Consider the following 21,988-nt stretch of genomic DNA (forward strand, 5'->3'; position numbering starts at 1 on the left):
TGCTCAGCCTGTGTCGACCGCGACCGGCCGGATCAGGCGGACGGGCTCGTCGCCCGGCTCCTCCCGGAGACCGTCGGCGTCATACACCGTGTACGCCCCCATGAGCCGCGTGGCGGCGGTGCCGGCCAGGTACCAGCGGCCGCCGACCAGAGCAAGGGCGTGGTACGGATCATGGGGGTCCGCATCGACGAGGGAAGGATCGGTGCCGCACAGGACGTCCACGCCGAACCGTTCCCCGATGTGCCCCGCGAAGCGCAGGTCCCGGTACTGCCCGAGGTCGCACTCGTGCAGGTGCACCCCGAGGCTGCGCGGCCATGATGGATCCTCGGTGGATTCCAGGCTTGCCCAGAGGCTTTCCACGTGGTCCGGAGCATGGCAGTCACATGAGCACGCCGGGCAGCTGCCGTCGGCCGCCGTGGCTACGCCGTAGGGGGCTCCGGGCTGTCGCGGAGGTCTATGAGGCGTTTGATTTTGCCTACGGAGCGTTCCAGGGTTTCCGGGGCCACTACCTCTACGCGGACCGAGACGCCGATGCTGTTTTTTACCGCCCGGGTTACTTCCGCTGCCGCTGCTTCGCGGGTGGGGGTGTCTGTGTCGCGGCGGGATTCCACGCGGATGGTCAGGGTGTCCAGGCGGCCCTCGCGGGTGAGGCGGAGTTGGAAGTGGGGGGCCAGGGCGGGGGTGCGGAGGAGGATTTCCTCGATCTGGGTCGGGTAGAGGTTCACGCCGCGCAGGATGATCATGTCGTCGCTGCGGCCGGTGATCTTCTCCATGCGGCGGAACGCCGGGTGGGCCGTGCCGGGGAGCAGGCGGGTCAGGTCGCGGGTGCGGTAGCGGATGAGGGGCATGGCCTCCTTGGTGAGGGAGGTGAAGACCAGTTCGCCGGGCTCGCCGTCCGGCAGGACCGCGCCTGTGAAGGGGTCGATTACTTCTGGGTAGAAGTGGTCTTCCCAGATGTGCAGGCCGTCTTTGGTTGTCGCGTTTTCCTGGGCGACTCCGGGGCCGATGATTTCCGAGAGGCCGTAGATGTCCACCGCGTCTATGGCCAGGCGCTCTTCGATTTCCCGGCGCATTTCCTCCGTCCACGGCTCGGCGCCGAAGATGCCCGTTCGCAGGGAGGTGGTGCGCGGGTCTATGCCCTGGCGTTCCATCTCGTCGAGGAGGGTCAGCATGTAGGAAGGCGTGACCATGATGACCTCCGGGCGGAAGTCCTGGATCAGGCGGACCTGGCGGTCCGTCATGCCGCCCGAGGCCGGGACGACCGTGCAGCCGAGGCGTTCCGCGCCGTAGTGGGCGCCCAGGCCGCCAGTGAACAGGCCGTACCCGTAGGCGATGTGGACGATCTGCCCCGGGCGGGCGCCGGCCGCGCGCAGGGAGCGGGCGACGACGTCGGACCAGACCGAGAGGTCGCCGTCGGTGTAGCCGACGACCGTCGGGCGGCCCGTGGTCCCGCTGGAGGCGTGCAGGCGGCGCACCTCCGGGCGCGGTACGGCGAACATCCCGAAGGGGTACTGGTCGCGCAGGTCGGCCTTGGTGGTCAGGGGGAACAGGGCGAGGTCCGCGAGGGAGCGGCAGTCGTCCGGGTGCACGCCGGCCTTGTCGAAGGCGTTCCGGTAGAAGGGCACTCTCTCGTACACCCGGTGCAGGGTGGCGCGCAGACGCCGCAGCTGCAGGGCGGCCAGCTCGTCGCGGCTCAGCCGCTCGCCCTCGTCGTGGAATTCCGCTTGCGCCGCCATGTCGTCACCTCATCGTGAGTAGCCCCGGAGAACCGACCGATCATTCGGTAGATTGCCAGGTCTCCGCAGGTGAAATCAATGACTCGAACGAGTGATCGTCTGTTGTGATGGCCCCATGCCCACCTTCACAGCCCCTGACGGGACCGAACTCGCCTACCACATCCGCGGCGAAGGCCCGCCGCTCGTAGTCCTCCCCGGCGGTCCCATGCGCGCCTCGCGCTACCTCGGTGACCTGGGAGGACTGACCGCCGCCCGCACCCTGATCCTCCTCGACCTGCGCGGAACCGGCGACTCCGAGGTGCCCGCCGACGAGTCCACCTACCGCGTCGACCACCAGGTCGCGGACGTGGAGGCGTTCCGCGACCACCTGGGCCTGGAGCGCATGGATGTCCTGGCCCACTCCGCCGCCGGCAATCTCCTCATGCTCTACGCGGCCGCCCACCCCCGCCGCCTCGGCCGCACCGTCCTGGTCACCCCCACCGCGCGGGCCCTCGACCTCGGCGGCACCCCGGAGGACCGGCTGACCGCGGCCCGGCTCCGGGCGGGCAGCGAGCCGTACGACACGGCCATCGCGGCCTACGAGCGCATCCTCGGCGGCGCCGACACCGACGAGGACTGGGACCGCGCCGCGCCCCTCTTCCACGGCCGCTGGGACGAGGCCGCCCGCGCCTTCTACGCCGCGGGCGAGCACGAGCAGAGCGAAAAGGCGGCCGCGGCCTTCACCGCCCCCGGCGCCTTCGACCCGCCCGCCACCCGCGCCGCCCTGCGCGCGCTGACCGGCGAGGTGCTGGTCCTCGCGGGCGCCTGGGACGGCAACCCGCCGCCCGCCCTCGCGGCGCGGATCGCGGACGCCTTCCCGGCCGGGCTGCTCGACGTACTGCCGGCCACCGCCCACTTCCCGTGGCTGGACGACCCGGCCGCCTTCGCGGAGCGCGTCGAGCGCTTCCTCGCCACCGGGACCTGAGCCGGGAGAGGGGAGGCCCGGAGCAGGGCCACGGGCCTCCCCGCACTCCTCAGCCCGCCGCCCCCGCGTCCGCCCCCGCCCCCGCGTCCGCCCCGGCCCCCGCCCCCGCGTCCGCCTCCGTCGCCACCGACTTCGCCCACCGGTAGTCCGCCTTGCCGCTCGGCGAGCGCTGGATCGCCGGCGCGATCACCAACTGCCGCGGGATCTTGTACCCCGCCAGCCGGCTCCGGCAGTGGCTGCGGATCTCGTCCAGCGTCGGGGCCTCGGCGCCCGCCCGGACCTGGACCACCGCCGCCACATGGCTGCCCCAGGTCGGGTCCGCGACGCCCGCCACCAGGGCGTCGTACACGTCCGGATGGGATTTCAGCGCCTGCTCGACCTCCTCCGGATACACCTTCTCGCCGCCCGTGTTGATGCACTGCGAGCCGCGCCCGAGGACCGTGACGATGCCCTGCTCGTCGACCGTCGCCATGTCCCCGAGCAGGACCCAGCGCTGCCCGTCCTTCTGGAAGAAGGTCTCGGCCGTCTTCGCCGGGTCGTTGTAGTAGCCGAGCGGCACATGGCCGCGCTGCGCGAGCCGGCCCGGTTCGCCCACCGCCACCGGCTCGTAGGTCACCGGATCCACCACCCGCGTACGGTCGTTGACCTCCAGCCGGAAGCCCTTCTCCGGGCCGGAGTCGTCCGTGGCGCGGCCGTTGGAACCGGACTCGGAGGAGCCGAAGTTGTTCAGGAGCAGGACGTTCGGCACCAGCCGCTGGAACTCCGCGCGCACCGTCTCCGACATGATCGCCCCCGACGAGGAGACGCTGAACAGCGAGGACAGGTCGGTCCCGCGCAGCGGGCCGTTCAGCGCGTCGATGAGCGGCCGCAGCATCGCGTCACCGACCAGCGACACGCTCGACACCTTCTCCTTCTCGATGGTGCGCAGCACCTCCTCGGGCGCGTACTTGCGGTGGATGACCACGCGCTGCCCGTAGTTGAAGGCGATGAAGGAGGTCAGCGTCGACGTCCCGTGCATCAGCGGGGGCGCCGGGAAGAAGGTGAGGCCCGCGCCGCGCGCCGCGGCCCGCTCGGCCAGTTCCTCCGGGCGGCGCACCGGTTCGCCCGAGGGCTCCCCGCCGAAGAGCCCGGCGAAGAAGAGGTCCTCGGCCCGCCACATGACGCCCTTGGGCATGCCGGTGGTGCCACCGGTGTAGATGATGAACAGGTCGTCGGGGCTGCGGGGCGGGAAGCCGCGCCCGGGGGACCCGGCCGCCTCGGCGGCGGCGTACGAGACCGGCGCGATCGCGGGCTCCGGCGCGCCCTCGGGGGTCGCGCCGACGCGGACCAGGTGCCGGAGCGCCGGTGTCTTGGGCAGGGCGGCGGCCACGCGCCCGGTGAACTCGCCCTCGAAGACGAGGGCGGCGAGGTCGGCGTCGTTGTAGAGGTAGACCAGCTCCTCCTCCACATAACGGTAGTTGACGTTCACCGGGACCAGGCGGGCCTTGAGGCAGGCCAGAACGGTCTGCAAGTACTCGATGCCGTTGTAGAGGTGCAGGCCCACGTGCTCGCCGGGCTTGAGGCCGCTGTCGAGCAGGTGGTGGGCGATCCGGTTGGCGGCGGAGTCCAGCTCCGCGTAGGTGAGGCGGCGTTCGGCGCCGGTGCCGGGGTGGTCCACGTACACCAGGGCCTCGCGGTCCGGGACCGCGTCCACGACCGACTCGAACAGGTCGGCAAGGTTGTACTCCACCGTTCCTCCTGACCCCGAACGTCCTGATGGATGGCCCCGTGGCGGATCTGTTCCGGCGGTCATTAGAGCGTCGCGGCCGGTAAGTGGGAAGGGTGCCGGCGAAACAATCTGACTGACTGTCAGAAAACTATTGAACTGCACCCGCCCCTACTGCAACCTGTTCTAGGTCTTGAGACGGGAGGACGGCAATGGGTGGGACGGAACACCTGAGCGTGGAACGCCGCGGCGCCACGCTGGTGCTCACGATGAACAGACCCGAGGCGAAGAACGCGCTCTCGCTGCCGCTGCTGGTGGGCCTGTACGACGGATGGCTGGAGGCGGACGCCGACGAGGGGATCCGCTCCGTGGTGCTCACCGGGGCGGGCGGGGACTTCTGCGCCGGGATGGACCTCAAGGCGCTGGCGGGCAAGGGGCTGGGCGGCGACCAGTACCGCGACCGGCTCAAGGGCGATCCCGACCTCCACTGGAAGGCGATGCTCCGCCACCACCGGCCGCGCAAGCCGGTGATCGCGGCGGTGGAGGGCTACTGCGTGGCCGGCGGTACGGAGATCCTGCAGGGTACGGACATCCGCGTGGCGGGGGAGGGGGCGACCTTCGGGCTGTTCGAGGTCCGGCGGGGACTGTTCCCCATCGGGGGCTCGACGGTACGGCTGCCACGGCAGATCCCGCGTACGCACGCACTGGAGATGCTGCTGACGGGGCGCCCGTACTCGGCCGCGGAGGCGGAGCGGATCGGCCTGATCGGGCGGGTGGTGCCGGACGGGACGGCGCTGGACGCCGCGCTGGAGATCGCCGAGGAGGTCAACGCCTGCGGGCCGCTGGCCGTGGAGGCGGTGAAGGCGTCGGTCTACGAGACCGCCGAGATGACGGAGCGGGAGGGGCTGGCCTCCGAACTGGTGCGGGGCTGGCCGGTCTTCGACACGGCCGACGCCAAGGAGGGCGCACGCGCCTTCGCCGAAAAACGGCCCCCGCACTACCGCCGCGAGTAGCCCCGGCCGCCCGGCACGAAGCCCCGCCCCGTACGAAGCCCCCGCCCCGCATACCGCCCCACCCTCAGCCCGCCCCGTCCCGCCCCACCCCGTCCCGCCTCACCCGCACGCGCCACCACCCCCGTCGTCCGGAGCAATCGAGAGGCAGTCATGACCGCAGCCGCGTCCCCGCATGGTGTGCTCCGCGCGCCGCTCGTCGTCGAGTTCCCGTTCACCCGGTCCCTCGGGCCCGTGCAGAGCGCCTTCCTCAGCGGGCTGCGTGAGCGCGTCGTCCTCGGGGTGCGGGCCCACGACGGCCGGGTGGTCGTACCGCCCGTCGAATACGACCCCGTCACCTCCGAAGAGGTACGTGAGCTGGTCCAGGTGGCCGCCACCGGCACCGTCACCACCTGGGCGTGGAACGACCACCCCCGCCCCGGCCAGCCGCTGAGCACCCCCTTCGCCTGGGTCCTGGTCCGGCTCGACGGTGCCGACACCGCCCTGCTCCACGCCCTCGACGCCCCCGGCCCCGACGCCGTCCGCACCGGCACGCGCGTCCGCGTCCGATGGGCCGGCGAACGCCTCGGAGCCATCACCGACATCGCCTGCTTCGAGCCCCACGACGGCCCCGCCGACCCCACCTCCGACCCCACGCCCCACGACGGCCTCTTCGCGGACCCCGTCACCGGCATCGTCGCCGAGGCCCGTCTCGACTACACCTACAGCCCCGGCCGCGCCCAGACCGCGTACATCAACGCCCTCTCCGAGCGCCGCACCGTCGGTGAGCGCTGCCCCTCCTGCCACAAGGTGTACGTCCCGCCCCGCGGCGCCTGCCCCACCTGCGGGGTCGCCACCACCGACCGGGTGGAGGTGGGGCCCGCCGGCACCGTCACCACCTTCTGCATCGTCAACATCAAGGCCAAGAACCTCGACATCGAAGTCCCCTACGTCTACGCCCACATCGCCCTCGACGGCGCCGGCCTGGCCCTCCACGGCCGGATCGGCGGCATCCCCTACGACCAGGTCCGCATGGGCCTGCGCGTGGAACCGGTCTGGACCGAGGGCGGCCGCTACCCCGACCACTACCGCCCCACCGGCGAGCCCGACGCCGACTACGACGCGTACAAGGAGCTCATCTGATGCCCGCGCACGCCCGCGACGTCGCCGTCGTCGCCTTCGCCCAGAGCGACCACCTGCGCCGCACCGACGAGCTCAGCGAGGTCGAGATGCTGATGCCCGTCCTCCACCGGGTGCTCGACGCCACCGGACTCAAGGCCGGGGAGATCGGATTCACCTGCTCCGGCTCCAGCGACTACCTCGCCGGCCGCGCCTTCTCCTTCACCATGACCCTCGACGGCGTCGGCGCCTGGCCGCCCATCTCCGAATCGCACGTCGAGATGGACGGCGCCTGGGCCCTCCACGAAGCCTGGGTCAAGATCCAGACCGGCGAGGCCGACACCGCGCTCGTGTACGCGTACGGCAAGTCCTCACCCGGCTCCGTACGCGATGTCCTCACCCGGCAGCTCGACCCCTACTACCTCGCCCCCCTCTGGCCCGACTCCGTGGCCCTCGCCGCCCTCCAGGCGCAGGCGCTCATCGACGCGGGCGAGACCGACGAGCCCGCCCTCGCGGCCATCGGCGCCCGCAGCCGGGCCGCCGCAGCGGACAACCCGCACGCCCAGCTCCGCGGCGCCGTCGCGCAGGGCGACTACCGGGTACGGCCGCTGCGCACCGGGGACTGCCCGCCCATCGGGGACGGGGCCGCCGCCGTGATCCTCGCCGCCGGGGACACGGCCCGGCGGCTGTGCGCGCGGCCCGCCTGGATCACCGGTATCGACCACCGCATCGAGGCGCACGGCCTCGGGCTGCGCGACCTCACCGACTCCCCGTCCACCCGTATCGCGGCCGAGCGCGCGGGGGTCTTCGACGCGCCCGTGGACACCGCCGAACTGCACGCGCCCTTCTCCTCCCAGGAGGTGGTGCTCCGCAAGGCGCTCCGGCTCGGCGAGGAGGTCACCGTCAACCCCTCCGGGGGAGCCCTCGCCGCCCACCCGATGATGGCGGCCGGCCTGATCCGCATCGGCGAGGCCGCCGCCCGCATCCACCGCGGGGCCTCCGACCGGGCCGTCGCCCACGCCACCTCCGGCCCCTGCCTCCAGCAGAACCTGGTCGCCGTCCTGGAAGGGGACCCCGCATGAGCACATCCGGCACACCCCGCGCACCCGGCACCTCCGCCACATCCGGCACCTCCCGCGCATCCGGCAAGGAGCCCGTGGCCGTCGTCGGGATCGGCCAGACCAAGCACGTCGCCGCCCGCCACGACGTGTCCATCGCCGGACTCGTCCGCGAGGCGGCCGTACGCGCCCTCGCCGACGCCGAGCTGACCTGGGCGGACATCGACGCGGTCGTCATCGGCAAGGCCCCGGACTTCTTCGAGGGCGTGATGATGCCCGAGCTGTACCTCGCCGACGCGCTCGGCGCCGTCGGCAAGCCGATGCTGCGCGTGCACACGGCCGGCTCGGTCGGCGGCTCCACCGCGCTCGTCGCCGCGAACCTGGTCGCGGCCCGCGTCCACCGCACGGTGCTCACCCTCGCCTTCGAGAAACAGTCCGAATCGAACGCCATGTGGGGCCTCTCCCTGCCCGTGCCCTTCCAGCAGCCGCTGCTGGCCGGGGCCGGCGGGTTCTTCGCCCCGCACGTGCGCGCGTACATGCGGCGCACCGGCGCGCCGGACAGCGTCGGATCCCTGGTCGCGTACAAGGACCGGCGCAACGCGCTCAAGAACCCCTACGCGCACCTCCACGAGCACGACATCACCCTGGAGAAGGTCCAGTCCTCGCCGATGCTGTGGGACCCGATCCGCTACTCCGAGACCTGCCCCTCCTCCGACGGGGCCTGCGCGATGGTCCTCACCGACCGGGCGGGCGCGGCCCGTTCCCCGCACCCGCCCGCCTGGGTGCACGGCGGCGCGATGCGCAGCGAGCCCACGCTCTTCGCCGGGAAGGACTTCGTCTCCCCGCAGGCGGGCAAGGACTGCGCCGCCGACGTCTACCGCCAGGCCGGGATCACCGACCCGCGCCGGGAGATCGACGCGGTGGAGATGTACGTACCGTTCTCCTGGTACGAGCCGATGTGGCTGGAGAACCTGGGCTTCGCCGAGGAGGGCGAGGGCTGGAAGCTCACCGAGGCCGGGGCCACCGAACTGGACGGGGACCTGCCGGTCAACCCCTCCGGCGGGGTCCTGTCCACCAACCCGATCGGCGCCTCCGGCATGATCCGCTTCGCGGAGGCCGCCCTCCAGGTGCGCGGCCGGGCCGGGGAGCACCAGGTACCGGGAGCCCGCCGGGCCCTGGGACACGCCTACGGAGGCGGCTCGCAGTTCTTCGCGATCTGGCTGGTGGGGGCGGAGGAACCGGTGCGCTGACCAGGACCGCCCGCGCGGCACGGGTGCCGTACCGGTCACGGGTGACGCACCGTGGCCTGTGCGGCACGCGCCGCGATGGTTACTGTTGGCCCCGGACGACGTACCGGGAGGAGCACGCACGTGGCCGAGAGCATGACTTCACAGCCCCTCGCCGGCTGGGGGAAGCCGGAGATCGATCTCAGCGGGGCGGACTGGCAGTCGAGCAGCCGGGGAGCGGGTGACGTCCAGATCGCCTTCGTCGAGGGGTTCATCGCGATGCGCAACAGCGAACGCCCCGGCAGCCCCTCGCTGATCTTCTCGCCGGACGAGTGGCACCAGTTCGTACGCGGCGCCCGCGGCGGCGAGTTCGACCTCACGTAGGGGCAGCCCGGCGGATGGGGGCCGGGCCCGCGGCGTGGCCGTCGCGGTGCTCGGTACGCTGGCCGGATGAGCGGAGAGAGCGACCTGCGGGCCCTGCTGAGCGGGATGCGGCCCGAGCTGAACGACGGCGCGTACGTGTTCTGCACCGTGCCCGGCACCACCGTCCCCGCCGGGACCGCCCCCGTCGCCACCGTCCTGGAGCCCGAGGGCCTCACCCTCGTCCTGCGGCGGGAGGAGGCCGACGCCGCCGGGCTCGGCTACGACTACACCGCCGGCTGGATCACCCTGCGGATCCACTCCGCCCTCGACGCCGTCGGCCTCACCGCCGCCTTCGCCGCCGAACTCGGCGCCCACGGCCTGAGCTGCAACGTCATCGCCGGATACCACCACGATCACCTCTTCGTACCGGCCGAGCGGGCCGCCGAGGCCGTGGCCGTCCTCGAAGCCCTCGCGGCCCGCTCCCTACAGGACTGAAGCCCTCCCGGTAAGAAGATCGGATTCTTTCCGGCAGCGGGAACCACCGGCCCGCGCGCGGGCGTACGCTGAACCCCCCGAACACGTATGGGGGGTACCAGCCATGACGGACCGCCGGGCCCGCATACGGCGCACCATGGTCGAACGCGAGGCCGAACTCGCCCTCGTCGACGAGGCCCTGGAACAGCTCACGGGCTCCGCTCCGGAGGCCGGCGGCGGCGCCCTGCTCGCCTTCTCCGGCCCCGCCGGCCTCGGCAAGACCACCCTGCTCGCCGAGCTGCGCCGCCGGGCCCAGGCCCGCTCCTGCACCGTCCTCGCCGCCCGCGGCGGCGAACAGGAGCAGAGCCAGCCCTTCCACGTGGCCCGCCAGCTCATCCAGCCCCAGCTCGCCGGCACCTCCGAGCAGGAACTGCGGGCCGCGCTCGGCGGCTGGTACTCCATCGTCGGCCCCGCCCTCGGCCTCTGCGCGCCCGAGCAGGGCGCCCCGCCCGACCCGCAGGGCCTGCGCGACGGACTCGACTGGGTGCTCACCCACCTCGTCGTCAAACGCGCCCCCGTCACCCTCGTCCTCGACGACGCCCACTGGGCCGACCCCGAGTCGCTGAGCTGGCTCGCCGCCTTCGCCCCGCGCGCCGAACACCTTCCGCTGCTGCTCGTCGTCGCCTACCGCCCCGACGAACTCCCCGCGCACGCCGACGCCTTCCGTACGCTCCCCGGCCGCGCGGGACAGCGCCCGCTGCCCCTGGCCCCGCTCACGCCGGCCGCCGTCGCCGCGCTCGTCCGGGACTCCCTCGGCGAGCACGCGGAGGACGCCTTCTGCCACGAGGCATGGGCCGTCACCGCCGGCAACCCCTTCGAGGCCGTCGAACTCACCGCCAAGGTCCGCGGCACCGGGCTGCGGCCCGTCGCGGCCAACGCCCCGCAGCTCGCCGACCTCGCCGCCGCCCAGCGCGGCAGCGGACTCGTCACCCGCCTGGAACGCCTGGGCCCCTCCACCGTCCGCTTCGCCTGGGCCTGCGCCGTGCTCGGCACCGCCATCCCGCAGGACATCGCCGCCCGGGTCGCCGCCCTCGGCATCGAGGAGGCCGCGTCCGCCACCTGGCGGCTGCGCGAGGCCCGCATCCTCTCCGCCGCCGCGGGCACCGCGCCGGAGCAGGGGCCCGAGACCGGCCTGGAGTTCGTCCACCCGCTCATCGCCACCGCCATCTACCGGGCCATACCCGACGCCCTGCGCGTCGCCCTCCACGGGAAGGCCGCGGCGGCCGTGGTCGACGCCGGACTCGGCTCCTCGGCCGCCGCCCGCCACCTGCTGGAGACCCACCCGGAGAACGACCCCTGGGTGGTACGCGTCCTGCGCGAGGCCGCCGCCGAGAACCTGCGGGCCGGCGCCCCCGAGGCCGCCCGCCGCCAGCTCGCCCGCGCCCTGCGGGAACCGCCGGACTTCGACGAGCGCGCCGCCGTCCTCTATGAACTGGGCTGCTCCTCCCTGCTCACCGAGCCCGCCACCACCGTCAACCACCTGCGCGCCGCCCTCGCCGAGCCCTTCGACGACCCGGCCCTGCGCCAGGGCATCGTCATCCGGCTCGCGCAGGTCCTCTCGCACAGCGACCGCCTCGCCGAAGCCTCCGAATCCCTCGCCCGGGAGATCCCCCACACCGCCGACGTACGCGCCCGGCTGCGCCTGCAGTCCGAGCAGTTCATGTGGGACGCCTTCAACGCCGCCGAGACCGACTCCCCGGCCCGCTCCCGGCGCCTTGCCAAGCTCGCGGACCGGCTCACCGGCCGCGATCTCACCGAGCGGTACGTCATCGGCCTGCGCGCCTGGGACGCCTGCCTGCGCGGCGAACCGGTGGACGTGGTCCTGCACCACGCCGGACGCGTCCTGGAGCAGCCGTTCAGCTGGGCCCACGAGGACCGCGGCTTCGAGGTCCCGGTGCTCGTCGCGATGGTCCATATGTACGCCGACCGGCCCGGCCGCGCGGAGGAGCTGTTCGAGGCGGGCACCGCCGAGTTCGAGCGGCAGGGCTGGCACGGGGCGCACCTCTCCTTCGCCTACAGCCTGCGCGCCTACATCCGCTACCGCCGCGGCCGCCTCGTGGAGGCCGAGGAACTGGCCCGCTCCGGGCTGCGGCTCGCCGAGCGCGTGGGCCGGCGTACCCCGGTGCACTGGTACGCCATCGCCATCCTCATCACCACCCTGCTCGCGCGGGGCCGCGCCGAGGAGGCGGGGGAGCTGGCCCGGGAGCACGAGTTCGGCAGCCCCTTCCCGGCGGCCGTGGTCTTCCCCGACTCCCAGACCGTCTACGCCGAACTCCTCCTGGCCCGCGGCGAGGTGCGGGCCGCCGTCGCCGAACTCGAAGCCGTGGACCGGCGGCTGACCCCGCGCGGCATCCAGAACCCGGCCTGGTGCCCCTGGCAGCTCCACCTGGCCCGCGCCGTGGCCGCGGAGGAACCGGAGCGGGCCCGCGAGCTCGCCGCCGACGCCGTCCGCCGGGCCCGCGCCTTCGGCGCCCCCTCGGCCCTCGGGCAGGCCCTGCGCGTGGCGGCGCAGGCCGCCCCGCCGGAGGAGCGGCCCGCCCTGCTGCGCGAGGCGGTCACCCTGCTCTCGGCATCGCCCGCCGGGTACGAGCTGGCCCAGGCGCTGGCCGCGCTCGGCACGGAGCTGCGCGACCCCGATCTGCTGACGGCCGCCGTGGTCACGGCACGGGAGTGCGGGGCGGACGGGCTCGTCGCGCGGACCACCGAGACCCTGCTCGCGCTCGGCGCCGCCTGCCCCGGGGCCTCGGCGCCCACGGACGGGCTCACCGAGCGGGAGCTGCTGGCCGCGCGCCGGGCGGCCGGGGCCGAGCCCGGACCGGACGAGTACCGCCGGCTGATCCAGGGGCCCGACTGGGAGCTCTCCGCGGCCTGCCGCAAACTCGGCACCAACCTCCAGGGCCTCCCGGCGGCGCTGGAGACGTACGCCCGCTAGGGCGTCTCGTCCGGATCTTGTCGGGTCAGCCCGCGTTGTCCGGTGCCGTGCATCGCAAGGCGGAGGGGCTCCCGTGTACTGGACGCACTCGGGTGCCCCGACAACGCGGGGAGGTGCGGTGCCGGGCAGCGCGGGCCCGGCAAGATCCGGAAGGGACGGCCTAGGCGGGCCCGGCCGGGTTCGCCCGGGCGCGGTGGGGGATGCGGGGGCCCCGGCCCGGAAAACCCGCGCGGCCACGTACCATGGCGGCATGTCCTTCCTCCGCCGCCACCGCGCCGCCACACCCGCCGGCCCGGACTTCGATGTCCTGGCCATGGACCCGGGGGACTGGCCGGGCAATCTCGGGGCCGGGCTGCTGCCCGCGCCCGACGGCAGCTGCCAGGGTGTCTTCCTCCGCTACGACCTCTTCGGCGGACGCGGCCCCGCGATGATCATCGGAAACCTCCCCGAGGGCTCCCCGGCCCGGGAGCTCGTCGAGGGCGAGGTGCCCTTCGAGGTGGCCCAGCTCCTCGACGCACTGGAGAACGACGAGGACGTCGAGGTCACCGGCGTCGAGGACTGCCCCGTCATGCAGGGCGACAACCTCCTCATCGTCCGCAAGATCAAGCTCTCGGAGTCCCGCATCTCCTGCGTGCAGTTCGACCGCAGCGACAACGTGCTGGTCACCATCGCCAGCTGGGACCGCCCCATCACCGACGACCTGTACGCCCTGCTCAAGCCGCTCCCGGCCGAGCTCTTCCAGCAGGGCTGAGCCCCGGGCCGGCCGTACCGGCCCGGAACCGCCCCGTCACCTCACGTGTCCGCGATGTCGTTCGCCGCGACATAGCCGAAGGTCATCGCGGGACCGATCGTCGACCCGGCGCCCGCGTAGCTGTGCCCCATCACCGCGGCGCTGGCGTTGCCCGCCGCGTACAGGCCGCGGATCACCGAGCCGTCCGGCCGCAGGGCGCGGGCACGGGCGTCCGTGACGATCCCGCCCTTCGTGCCCAGATCGCCCGGCACGATCCGGAAGGCGTGGAACGGCGGCACCCAGACCGGCGCCAGGCAGGAGTTCGGGCGTACCGCCGGGTCCGTGTAGTAGTGGTCGTACGCCGTGTCCCCCCGGTGGAAGTCGGGGTCGGTCCCGCTCCACGCCTGCGCGTTGAACCGGGACAGCGTGGCCCGCAGCGCGCCCGCCGGGACCCCGATCTGGCCGGCCAGCGCGTCCCAGGTCCATGCCTTCTTCGCCGCGCCCGCCTCGTACCAGGATTCAGGGAAGGGGAGCGTCGGCAGGATGTCTTTGAACAGGTAGCGGTTGCGGTAGTTCTGATCCACGATCAGCCAGGCGGGGATGTGCGAGCCGGGGGCCCCGCGGTCCTTCTCGTACATCACGTGCACCACGTCGCTGTACGGCGCGGCCTCGTTCACGAAGCGGGTGCCGTGCGCGTTCACGATCAGGCCGCCGGGGAGGGTGCGCTCGGCGAGGCAGAAGTAGGGTTCGCCCGGCAGCGGGATCGACGGCCCCCACCAGGCGTCCTCCATCAGCGCCAGCGAGGCCCCGGCCCGCTGCCCGGCCAGGATCCCGTCGCCGGTGTTCTCCTTCGCGCCGACCGACCACTGCGTGCCGATCGGCTGCTGCTGGTAGCGGGCGCGCATCGCCGCGTTGTGCTCGAAGCCGCCCGAGCCGACGATCACCCCGCGCCGGGCCCGTACGACACCCCGGACGCCCTCCTTCTCCACCACCACCCCGGTGACCGCGCCGCCCTCCTGGACCAGGTCCACCAGGGGGCTGCTCAGCCATACGGGGACCCCCGCGCGCTGGAGCCCGACCCGCAGGCCCGCCGCCAGGGCCTGGCCCATGGTCAGCGGCTTCTCGCCGCGCAGGGCCGCCTTCGTACCGCGCGCCAGGCATTCGGTGGAGACGGCGAGGCCCTTGGCGCTCACCGCGGCCAGGTTCAGCCATTTGTAGTCCTGGCTGAACACGACCATCCCGGCCGGGACGGGCATGTACGCCGGGTTCAGCCGGGCCAGTTCGGGGCCGAGGAGGCGGCCGTCGAGCTGGTCGGGCTCGATGGAGCGGCCGTTGGGGAGGCCGCCGGGGAGGTTCGGGTAGTAGTCGCTGTAGCCGTCCATGAAGCGGAAGCCGAGCGGGCTGTGTGCCATGACGAAGTCGAGCATGCGGGGGCCGTGGGCCAGGAACGCCGCCTGGCGGTCGGCCGGCACCTCGGGCCCGACCACGGCCGAGAGGTACGCGGACGCCTTCTGCGGGGTGTCCGGGACCCCGGCGGCGAGGATCACCGAGTTGTTCGGCAGCCAGATCCCGGCCCCGGAGCGCGCGGCGGATCCTCCGAAGGTGGGGGCCTTCTCCACCACCAGCACGCTCAGCCCGCGCCGGGCGGCGGTGAGCGCGGCGGTCATCCCGGCGGCCCCGGACCCGACCACGACCACGTCGTACTCGCCGAGCGGAGGCCCCTCCCGGCCCGCGGCGGCCCGCGCGCGGGCGGAGGGCAGCATGGCGGAGGCGAGGACCCCGGCCCCGGTACCGGCGATCACCGCACGTCTGGAGGGAAGGGCGGCGGAGGGTGTACGGGAAGCGCTCGCGGACATGGGCAGGCTCCAGCGGATCGGGCCGGGGGCAGGACTCAGCACATCTGATGCTGAGTCAGAAAAGGTGTTCGGGGGATCATGTGATGTCAAGCCATCCCGCACCCGGGCCCCGGTTCCCGCCCCTCAGTCGCCGGCGGCGATCCGCGCGTCCAGCTCCTTCACCTGCCGCTTGAGGGCGACCGTACGGTAGCTCTCCTCCACCCACTCGCACAGCACCTGCGCGGAGGGCGCACCCTTCTCCGCCAGCGGCACGGACACCCAGCCCGACCGGCCCAGCCCGTACCCGGTGGGCGCGGCCCCCGGCGCGGCCATGGCGTGCCCGTGCAGGGCCTCGTCCTTGAGCTTGACGGACAGACCGGGCGGCTGCGGCCCGTCGGTGTTCCCCAGGAAGACGAAGATCTTCTTGTTCACCTTGACCACGCAGTCCTCGGGACCCCAGGGATGGTCCTCCACCGCCTCCGGCAGGGCGAGGGCGAACGCCCGTACCGCCTCCCACGTGCGCACTCCGGGCTTCATCAGCGCCTCCCGTCGGTCGTCCCCCTCCACGCTAACGGAGCCCCGGGCGGACGGCCGGGCCCCGGAAGGGGCGAAGCCCCCTGGCGGTGGGGGCCAAGGGGCTTCGCGTTCGGGGAGGCGGGGAGGCGGGCAGGGGGTCAGCGGGTGCCTACCGCCGCGCGGACCGCGCGACGGGCCATGCCCGCGTCGTCGTGCAGGCGGCGGAGGAGGAGCCGCTGCTCCTCGCCGGAGGACAGGGCGCCCGCCGGCAGCGGCTGGGACGGGGCGGTCGCCAGCATGGAGCGCTGGACCGCCGTCTCGGACATCCGGATCTCACGGGTGAGCACCAGCATCAGATTCACCAGGAACGCGTCCCGCGCCGCCGGTCCGGCCGCCTGGGCCAGCCGGCTGATCTGGGCGCGGGCCGCCGGGGCGTCCCCGAGCACCGTCCACAGGGTGGCCAGGTCGTAGCCCGGCAGGTACCAGCCCGCGTGCTCCCAGTCCAGCAGCACCGGCCCGGCGGGGGACAGCAGCAGGTTCGACAGCAGCGCGTCACCATGGTTGAACTGCAGCGGCGTACCCGACAGCTTCACCCCGTGCAGGAGCTTCTGGAGGTCGCCCAGGTCCCGGTCGGTGAGCAGCCCCAGCTCGTAGTCGCGCGCGATCCGGCGCGCGTAGTTCATCGGCGTACCGAACAGGTCGGCCGGTGCCTCCCACCGGTTCACCTGGCGCACCGCGCCCAGCGCGGCCCGCAGGTCGGCGCCGGGGGGCGGCTCCACCGGGTGCCGCTGGAGCGCCGCGACCCGGCCCGCCATCCGCTCCACCACGAGCGTGCAGTTCTCGGGGTCGGCCGCGATCAGCCGGGGCACCCGGACCGGCGGGCGGTGCCGGACGAACGCCCGGTATGCCGCTATTTCGTGCTGGTACCGCTCACGCCAGGCCGGCGAGTGGTCCAGTAAAACCTTCGCCACGGCGGTCAGCCGCCCGGTGGTGCCCACCAGGAGCACCGACCGGCCGCTGCGCCGGAGGACCTGTACAGGTGCGAACTCCGGACAGATCCGCTGCACCGAGGCCAGCGCGGTGCGCAGCTGCGCCCCCTGCGGCCCCGAGAGGTCGATTCTGCCGCTGACGGGCTGCGACCCGGCTCCGGGCAGCCGCCGGGCCCGTACGGCGCCCTGCACCGCGCCGGCCGGACGGCCGGGTTCGAGGTAGGGACCGCCGCCCGCCGGGAGGGTGCGGTGCGACCGGACCGGGGCGGACACGGAGGACGTTGCTGCGTACATGGTGATACGGATCCCTTCGTGCGCCGACGAGTTGCGTACGCCACCCCGCCGATCCCCTGCTTCACCCTGGGGAGTTCCGCCGGTGACCGGGGCGGGGAGGCGCATTCCTACCTGACACCCGGCGCGAGGTGGCGAACCATCGGGCGTGCCCTGGCGAAGCCTGGCGAATAGTCGCTGGGCATCTGACGGCGGGCTACTGTCAACTCAGCCGAGAACCTGGGGGCTTGACGTGAGCAAAGGTCCAAACACCCGCCTGAACGACCTGTTCGGCCTGGCCGGCTGGTCCAAGGGCGAACTGGCGAGGATGGTGAACCGGCAGGCGGCGGCCATGGGCCACCCGCAACTGGCCACCGACACCTCGCGGGTGCGGCGCTGGATCGACATGGGGGAGAGTCCCCGCGAACCGGTGCCCACGGTACTGGCAGCACTGTTCACCGAGCGGCTCGGTCGTGTCGTGACCATCGAGGACCTCGGGTTCGTACGGCAGCGGCGCACCTCCGGACGGCAGCCTGACGGGGCTCGCGAGAACCCCGACGGCATGCCCTGGGCGCCCGAACGCACAGCCGCGGTCCTCACCGAATTCACGGGAATGGACCTCATGCTCAACCGTCGCGGTCTGATGGGCGCGGGCGCGGTGCTCACCGCCGGCTCCGCCCTCACCAACGCCATGTACGACTGGCTCCACACCGACCCCGCCGTGGCGAAGGCGGCACCCCTGCGCGTCGGGGGCACCCTCCAGGCCGAGCAGGCGGGCTTCGACCGCTACGAGGCGGCGCCCATCGGCTCCCAGGAGATCGAGGCCCTGGAGCGCTCCGTGGAGGTGTTCCGCGCCTGGGACGCCTCCCGCGGCGGCGGCCTCCAGCGCAAGGCCGTCGTCGGCCAGCTCAACGAGGTCGGCGGGATGCTGGCCTACCACCACCCCGACCATCTGCAACGGCGGCTCTGGGGGGTGGCGGCCAACCTGGCGGTGCTCGCGGGCTGGATGTCGCACGACGTCGGCCTGGAACCCACCGCGCAGAAGTACTTCGTCATCGCGGCCCACGCGGCCCGCGAGGGCGGCGACCGCCCGCGCGCCGGCGAGGCGCTGTCCCGCGCGGCCCGCCAGATGGTCCACCTCGGCAAGCCGAACGAGGCGCTGGACCTGATGAAGCTGGCCCAGTCCGGCTCGGGCGAGCAGACCCTGCCGCGCACCCGCGCCATGCTGCACACCATCGAGGCGTGGGCGCAGGCGGCCATGGGCAAGGGGCAGGCCATGCGCCGCACCCTGGGCGAGGCGGAGGAGCTGTTCGTCTCCGACAAGGGGGACGTGCCGCCGCCGAGCTGGATGCAGCACTTCGACGAGGCCGACCTGCACGGCATGCAGGCCCTCGCCTACCGCACCCTCGCCGACCACGACGCCGCTGCGGCGCCGGTCGCGGCCCGCCATGCCAAGGAGGCCCTGCGGCTGCGCGGCGAGGGCTATCAGCGCTCGCAGATCTTCGACTACATCTCCATGGCCTCGGCCTGCTTCATCGCCAATGAGCCCGAACAGGCCGACCGTTACGCCCGGCTGGCGCTGGTCTCCATGAACGAGACCTCCTCGCACCGGACCTGGGACCGGCTGCGCGAGATGTACCGGCTCACCACCCAGTACGCCGGCTACGCGCGCATCGAGGACCTGCGCGAGGAGATCAAGCTCGCCCTCCCCGACAGCCCGGGTCCGCGCCGTGCCACGGGGGTGTAGGCCGCACGGGGAAGGCCGCGCCCTCCGGCGCGGCCCCGACAGCCCTGACGGTGATGGCCCTGACGGCGACAGCCCTGACGACCACCGGCTGTGCGCCGGCGGCCCGCCCCGCTACCCGCCGACGCGGGCGACGAGCACGCAGGCGTCGTCCTCCCGCTCGCCCTCACCGAACTCCTCGACGACGAGCCGTACGCAGTCCTGCGCCGACCGGGCCACCGACAGCCGGGGGGCCAGCGCGAGCAGCCGCTCGATGCCGTCCGCCTGGCTGAACTCGATGCTGCGCGGGGTCAGTCCGTCGGTGTGCAGGACCAGCAGGTCGCCCGGCTCCAGACGCTCCTCGGCCTGCCCGTAGGAGGCTCCGGGGGTCGCGCCCAGCAGCACGCCCTCCGGGGGGGTGAGGCAGCGGCCCGTGCCCCGGCGGAACAGCAGGGGCGCCGGGTGGCCCGCCTGCGCCCAGGACAGCACCTGGCGGGCGGGGTCGTAGCGGCAGCAGACGGCGGAGCCCAGGGCGGGCTGCACGGAGTTCTCCAGCAGCTGGTTGAGCCAGCCCATCAGCGGGCCCGGCTCGATCCCCGCCATGGCCATGCCGCGCAGGGCGCCGAGCATCATCGCCATCCCGGAGGTGGCGGTCACGCCGTGCCCGGTCAGGTCACCGACCGTCAGCATCGAGCTGCCGTCGGGGAGTTCGAGGGCGTCGTACCAGTCGCCGCCGATCAGGGCGCTGGAGGCCGAAGGGAGGTAGTGCGCGGCGACATCGAGGGCGCCCGCGTCATGGTGCGGGAACCGCAGGGAGCCGCGCCACGGGGGGAGCACGGCTTCCTGCAGCTCGACCGCAAGCCGGTGCTCGGTCTGCGCGATCTCCCGCTGGCGTTGCAGCGAGTCACGGGACTCGCGCACCGCGCGCTGGCTCCGCCGCAGTTCACTCACGTCCCGGAGCACCGCCCACATGGAGGCGGCGCAGCCGTCGGAGTCGAGGACCGGCTCGCCCCTCATGTGCAGCGTCCGGACGCGGCCGTCGGCCCGGACGATGCGGAACTCGCCGTCGATCGGTTTGCCGTCCACCAGGCAGGCGGTGACCCACGCGGTGAGCAGCGGCTGGTCCTCGGAGAACAGGGTGGAGCCCAGTTCGTCGAGGGGGAGGGCGCCCGCCTCCGGGGAGCGGCCGAAGATCTGGAACAGCTCGTCGGACCAGGTGACCTCGTCGGTGAGCAGGTTCCATTCGGCGCTGCCGACCCGGGTCTGCGCCTCGTACACCGTCTCGGGGGCGGGCTGCGGGAAGCCGGTGGGCTCGGGCGCGGGCGGCAGGCCCTCCTTGAGCTGGCCCAGGTGTGCGCGGAGGTCGTCCAGCTGGTGGACGGCGAGGTCGCACAGGGCGCGCTGCCAGCGGCCCTGGGCGTCGTCGTCATCCACGACGGTGTCGCGGCGGACGGCGTCCACATCGCCCCGGAGGCGCCGGGTCTGCGAGATCAGCGCGTCCACGGATGCCGGCTCGGGCGGCTGCGCGGGACGGTCCGCGAACAGGTGGGACGGCATGAGGACTCCGATACAGGCGCGGCACGGCCAAGTCTGAAGGAAGGACCGGTAACGACTGTTGCACAGGCGGCGACACCGTGTAAGGCGTTTGGCAACATCCGCTACGTTCATGCTTTCGGCATATGCCTCAGGCGTACGGGCCCTGCGCCGCGTGCGAATGAATCCGGTCAGGGCGCTTCCCGGCGGCCGGGGGCCCCGCCTCCGGTGACGGAAGCGGAACCCCGGGAGGCGCGGCCGGAATCGAGCCGCCGCCGGGCGTCGGCTCGATCGTACGGCCGAACGGAACAGGGCGTTCCGGCGCGCGTGTTCACCCGGACGGGCAGTGCCCCGCCCGCCCCGCAATACCCCCGAAAGAGTGAGCCCCTGGGAGGCGGTACGGCGGGAACCTGTCTACCGCCGGAGCCGCCCGGCATTTACGTACCTATCCGGGAGGGGAGAGCGGCGGCGGGCCCCGGTCTTTCCCCCGTGGACACCGGGACCCTGCCGCACATGGCCAAAGGTATGCGCCGCCCGCGCCCCGCGCAGGTTTCGCCCTGCCCCGTGACCGGCGGGGAGGGGTACCTCGTCGCACAGTGTGCGGCGGGTGGTTGAATGCGGCGGTGTCCCGGTCCGACGACATCCTCCGACTTCACCGGCTCGCCCACACGGGCGGATCGGCCGCCCTCGTCGCATGGCTCACCACCCGCCTCGGCGGCTGGACCGGGGTCGTGGAGCCCGCGCTGACAGCGGAATCCGGCCTGGCGGCGCCGGAGGCCGCCGTTCCCGAGACCGCCGTGCGCGGGGCCGCCGAGATGGCCGCCCGCGGGGTGCGCTCGGCCGTGTTCTCCGGATCCGGTTCCGCCACGCTGGTGTTCGCGCTGGACGCGGGGCGCGCGCTGGCCGCCGTACTCCCCGTGCCGCACCGGCCCGACGCGGCCGCGCTGCTCGCCGACGCCGCCGTACCGCTGGACCTCGTCCTGCGCGCCGAGGGGGCCGCGTGCCGGGAGGAGCGGGCCGCCGTCGCCGAATCGCGGGCCCGCGAGGCCGTGTTGCACCTGCTGATGAACGGCCGGCTCTCCACCGCCCACCAGATAGCCGAGGCGCTGCGCCCGCCGCTGCCCGACCCGATGCGGATGTACGTCGCCGAGTGCCGCACCGGGCAGCGCGCCGAAGTGACCCGGCTGTGCCAGGAACTGACGGGCGGCCGGGCGTGGATCGTGCGCTGCCCGGTCTACGTCCAGCACCTGATCGTGCTCGTCCCGGCCGGCCCGGGGTCCACCGCCGAGGACGACGCCCTGGCCGCGGCGCTGACGGCGGTGGCCCCGGACTGCGCGGTCGGGGTGAGCGGGGAACTGGCGCTGAGTCAGGCCCCGGCCGCCTACACCCAGGCGTTCCACGCCCTGGCCGTCGCCCGGGGCCGCGGGGAGCGGCACGCGCGCTTCGGCCCCGGGCCCGAGCTGGAGCTCGTGGCCCACGCGGTGGGCGCGGGCTGGGCGCGGGACCTGCTCGCGCCGCTGCACACCCATGAGCCCCGGCGCCCGCAGGACCCGGGCGCCCAGGAGCTGCGCGCCACCCTGCACGCCTGGCTCAACTTCACCTCGCACGCCACCCGCCTGCTGAAGATCCACCGCAACACCCTGGCGGCCCGGCTCCGGCTGGTCGAGACCCTGCTCGGGGTGGACCTCGCGCGCCTGGCCGACCAGGCCGCTCTGTCCCTGGCCCTGCGGCTGACCCCGGCCACGCCCGCGCCGCCCCGCGGCGCC

18 protein-coding genes are annotated in these 21,988 nt (G+C 73.6%); 11 read left to right on the top strand and 7 right to left on the bottom strand.

The genetic code is table 11. The annotated features are described in order from the left end of the window. Positions 1–3: 3 nt before the first annotated feature. Together ABZ873_RS18265 and paaK are read right to left on the bottom strand one after the other, a co-directional pair. The gene (locus ABZ873_RS18265; RefSeq protein WP_360872525.1) at positions 4–360 is read right to left on the bottom strand and encodes a hypothetical protein; all 357 of its coding nucleotides are present in this window, start codon (positions 358–360) and stop codon (positions 4–6) included. 59 nt (positions 361–419) lie between these two features. Further along, complete coding sequence (paaK, locus tag ABZ873_RS18270; RefSeq protein ID WP_360872528.1) at positions 420–1,736, bottom strand: phenylacetate--CoA ligase PaaK; 1,317 nt, start codon at positions 1,734–1,736, stop codon at positions 420–422. Positions 1,737–1,851: 115 nt separating this feature from the next. Here paaK and ABZ873_RS18275 point away from each other — a divergent pair, with 115 nt between their 5' ends. Beyond that, positions 1,852–2,700, top strand: coding sequence for an alpha/beta hydrolase (locus ABZ873_RS18275; protein WP_360872531.1), 849 nt, complete (start codon positions 1,852–1,854; stop codon positions 2,698–2,700). A gap of 49 nt (positions 2,701–2,749) precedes the next feature. Here ABZ873_RS18275 and ABZ873_RS18280 read toward each other — a convergent pair whose 3' ends face one another. Then, positions 2,750–4,429 carry an acyl-CoA synthetase gene (locus ABZ873_RS18280; protein WP_360872533.1) on the bottom strand — a complete coding sequence of 560 codons (1,680 nt, stop codon included), beginning with the start codon at positions 4,427–4,429 and terminating at the stop codon, positions 2,750–2,752. A gap of 188 nt (positions 4,430–4,617) precedes the next feature. Here ABZ873_RS18280 and ABZ873_RS18285 point away from each other — a divergent pair, with 188 nt between their 5' ends. The 8 genes from ABZ873_RS18285 to ABZ873_RS18320 all read left to right on the top strand — a co-directional run bounded on the left by ABZ873_RS18285 (position 4,618) and on the right by ABZ873_RS18320 (position 13,377). Then, on the top strand, positions 4,618–5,418 hold the full coding sequence (locus ABZ873_RS18285) for a crotonase/enoyl-CoA hydratase family protein (RefSeq protein WP_360872536.1): 801 nt from the start codon (positions 4,618–4,620) through the stop codon (positions 5,416–5,418). 150 nt (positions 5,419–5,568) lie between these two features. Beyond that, positions 5,569–6,537: an OB-fold domain-containing protein gene (locus ABZ873_RS18290; protein ID WP_360872539.1), complete on the top strand. Its 969-nt coding sequence runs from the start codon at positions 5,569–5,571 to the stop codon at positions 6,535–6,537. Continuing rightward, positions 6,537–7,595 (top strand): thiolase domain-containing protein, encoded by a 1,059-nt coding sequence (locus tag ABZ873_RS18295; protein WP_360872542.1) that lies wholly within the window; start codon positions 6,537–6,539, stop codon positions 7,593–7,595. The genes ABZ873_RS18290 and ABZ873_RS18295 overlap by 1 nt, the downstream gene beginning before the upstream one ends. Continuing rightward, positions 7,592–8,821 carry a thiolase domain-containing protein gene (locus ABZ873_RS18300; RefSeq protein WP_360872545.1) on the top strand — a complete coding sequence of 410 codons (1,230 nt, stop codon included), beginning with the start codon at positions 7,592–7,594 and terminating at the stop codon, positions 8,819–8,821. The genes ABZ873_RS18295 and ABZ873_RS18300 overlap by 4 nt, the downstream gene beginning before the upstream one ends. A 120-nt stretch (positions 8,822–8,941) precedes the next feature. Beyond that, positions 8,942–9,181 carry a DUF397 domain-containing protein gene (locus ABZ873_RS18305; RefSeq protein ID WP_360872548.1) on the top strand — a complete coding sequence of 80 codons (240 nt, stop codon included), beginning with the start codon at positions 8,942–8,944 and terminating at the stop codon, positions 9,179–9,181. A 66-nt stretch (positions 9,182–9,247) separates the two neighbouring features. Beyond that, positions 9,248–9,655, top strand: a complete 408-nt coding sequence (locus ABZ873_RS18310) for an ACT domain-containing protein (protein ID WP_360872551.1) — start codon at positions 9,248–9,250, stop codon at positions 9,653–9,655. A gap of 103 nt (positions 9,656–9,758) precedes the next feature. Next, positions 9,759–12,626, top strand: coding sequence for an AAA family ATPase (locus tag ABZ873_RS18315; protein WP_360872553.1), 2,868 nt, complete (start codon positions 9,759–9,761; stop codon positions 12,624–12,626). A 250-nt stretch (positions 12,627–12,876) separates the two neighbouring features. Then, the gene (locus ABZ873_RS18320; protein WP_360872556.1) at positions 12,877–13,377 is read left to right on the top strand and encodes a hypothetical protein; all 501 of its coding nucleotides are present in this window, start codon (positions 12,877–12,879) and stop codon (positions 13,375–13,377) included. Between the two features lie 41 nt (positions 13,378–13,418). On the opposite strand, the gene kstD is transcribed toward ABZ873_RS18320, so the two are convergent. From kstD to ABZ873_RS18335, 3 genes are all read right to left on the bottom strand, one after another. Beyond that, positions 13,419–15,212: a 3-oxosteroid 1-dehydrogenase gene (kstD, locus tag ABZ873_RS18325; RefSeq protein ID WP_360872558.1), complete on the bottom strand. Its 1,794-nt coding sequence runs from the start codon at positions 15,210–15,212 to the stop codon at positions 13,419–13,421. Between the two features lie 123 nt (positions 15,213–15,335). After that, positions 15,336–15,728 carry an MmcQ/YjbR family DNA-binding protein gene (locus tag ABZ873_RS18330; protein ID WP_360872561.1) on the bottom strand — a complete coding sequence of 131 codons (393 nt, stop codon included), beginning with the start codon at positions 15,726–15,728 and terminating at the stop codon, positions 15,336–15,338. 137 nt (positions 15,729–15,865) lie between these two features. Further along, the gene (locus tag ABZ873_RS18335) at positions 15,866–16,990 is read right to left on the bottom strand and encodes an aminoglycoside phosphotransferase family protein (RefSeq protein WP_360872563.1); all 1,125 of its coding nucleotides are present in this window, start codon (positions 16,988–16,990) and stop codon (positions 15,866–15,868) included. 229 nt (positions 16,991–17,219) lie between these two features. On the opposite strand from ABZ873_RS18335, the gene ABZ873_RS18340 reads away from it, so the two are divergent. Continuing rightward, positions 17,220–18,713 carry a hypothetical protein gene (locus ABZ873_RS18340; RefSeq protein WP_360872566.1) on the top strand — a complete coding sequence of 498 codons (1,494 nt, stop codon included), beginning with the start codon at positions 17,220–17,222 and terminating at the stop codon, positions 18,711–18,713. Positions 18,714–18,824: 111 nt separating this feature from the next. Here the strand turns inward: ABZ873_RS18340 and ABZ873_RS18345 are convergent, their stop codons facing one another. Then, positions 18,825–20,246 carry a SpoIIE family protein phosphatase gene (locus ABZ873_RS18345; protein ID WP_360872569.1) on the bottom strand — a complete coding sequence of 474 codons (1,422 nt, stop codon included), beginning with the start codon at positions 20,244–20,246 and terminating at the stop codon, positions 18,825–18,827. Between the two features lie 599 nt (positions 20,247–20,845). Between ABZ873_RS18345 and ABZ873_RS18350 the strand changes: the two genes are divergently transcribed. Next, a partial coding sequence (locus ABZ873_RS18350; protein WP_360872572.1) for a helix-turn-helix domain-containing protein occupies positions 20,846–21,988 on the top strand: 1,143 nt, incomplete at its 3' end.

This window comes from Streptomyces sp. NPDC047014, from assembly GCF_040644195.1.
GTDB lineage: Bacteria > Actinomycetota > Actinomycetes > Streptomycetales > Streptomycetaceae > Streptomyces.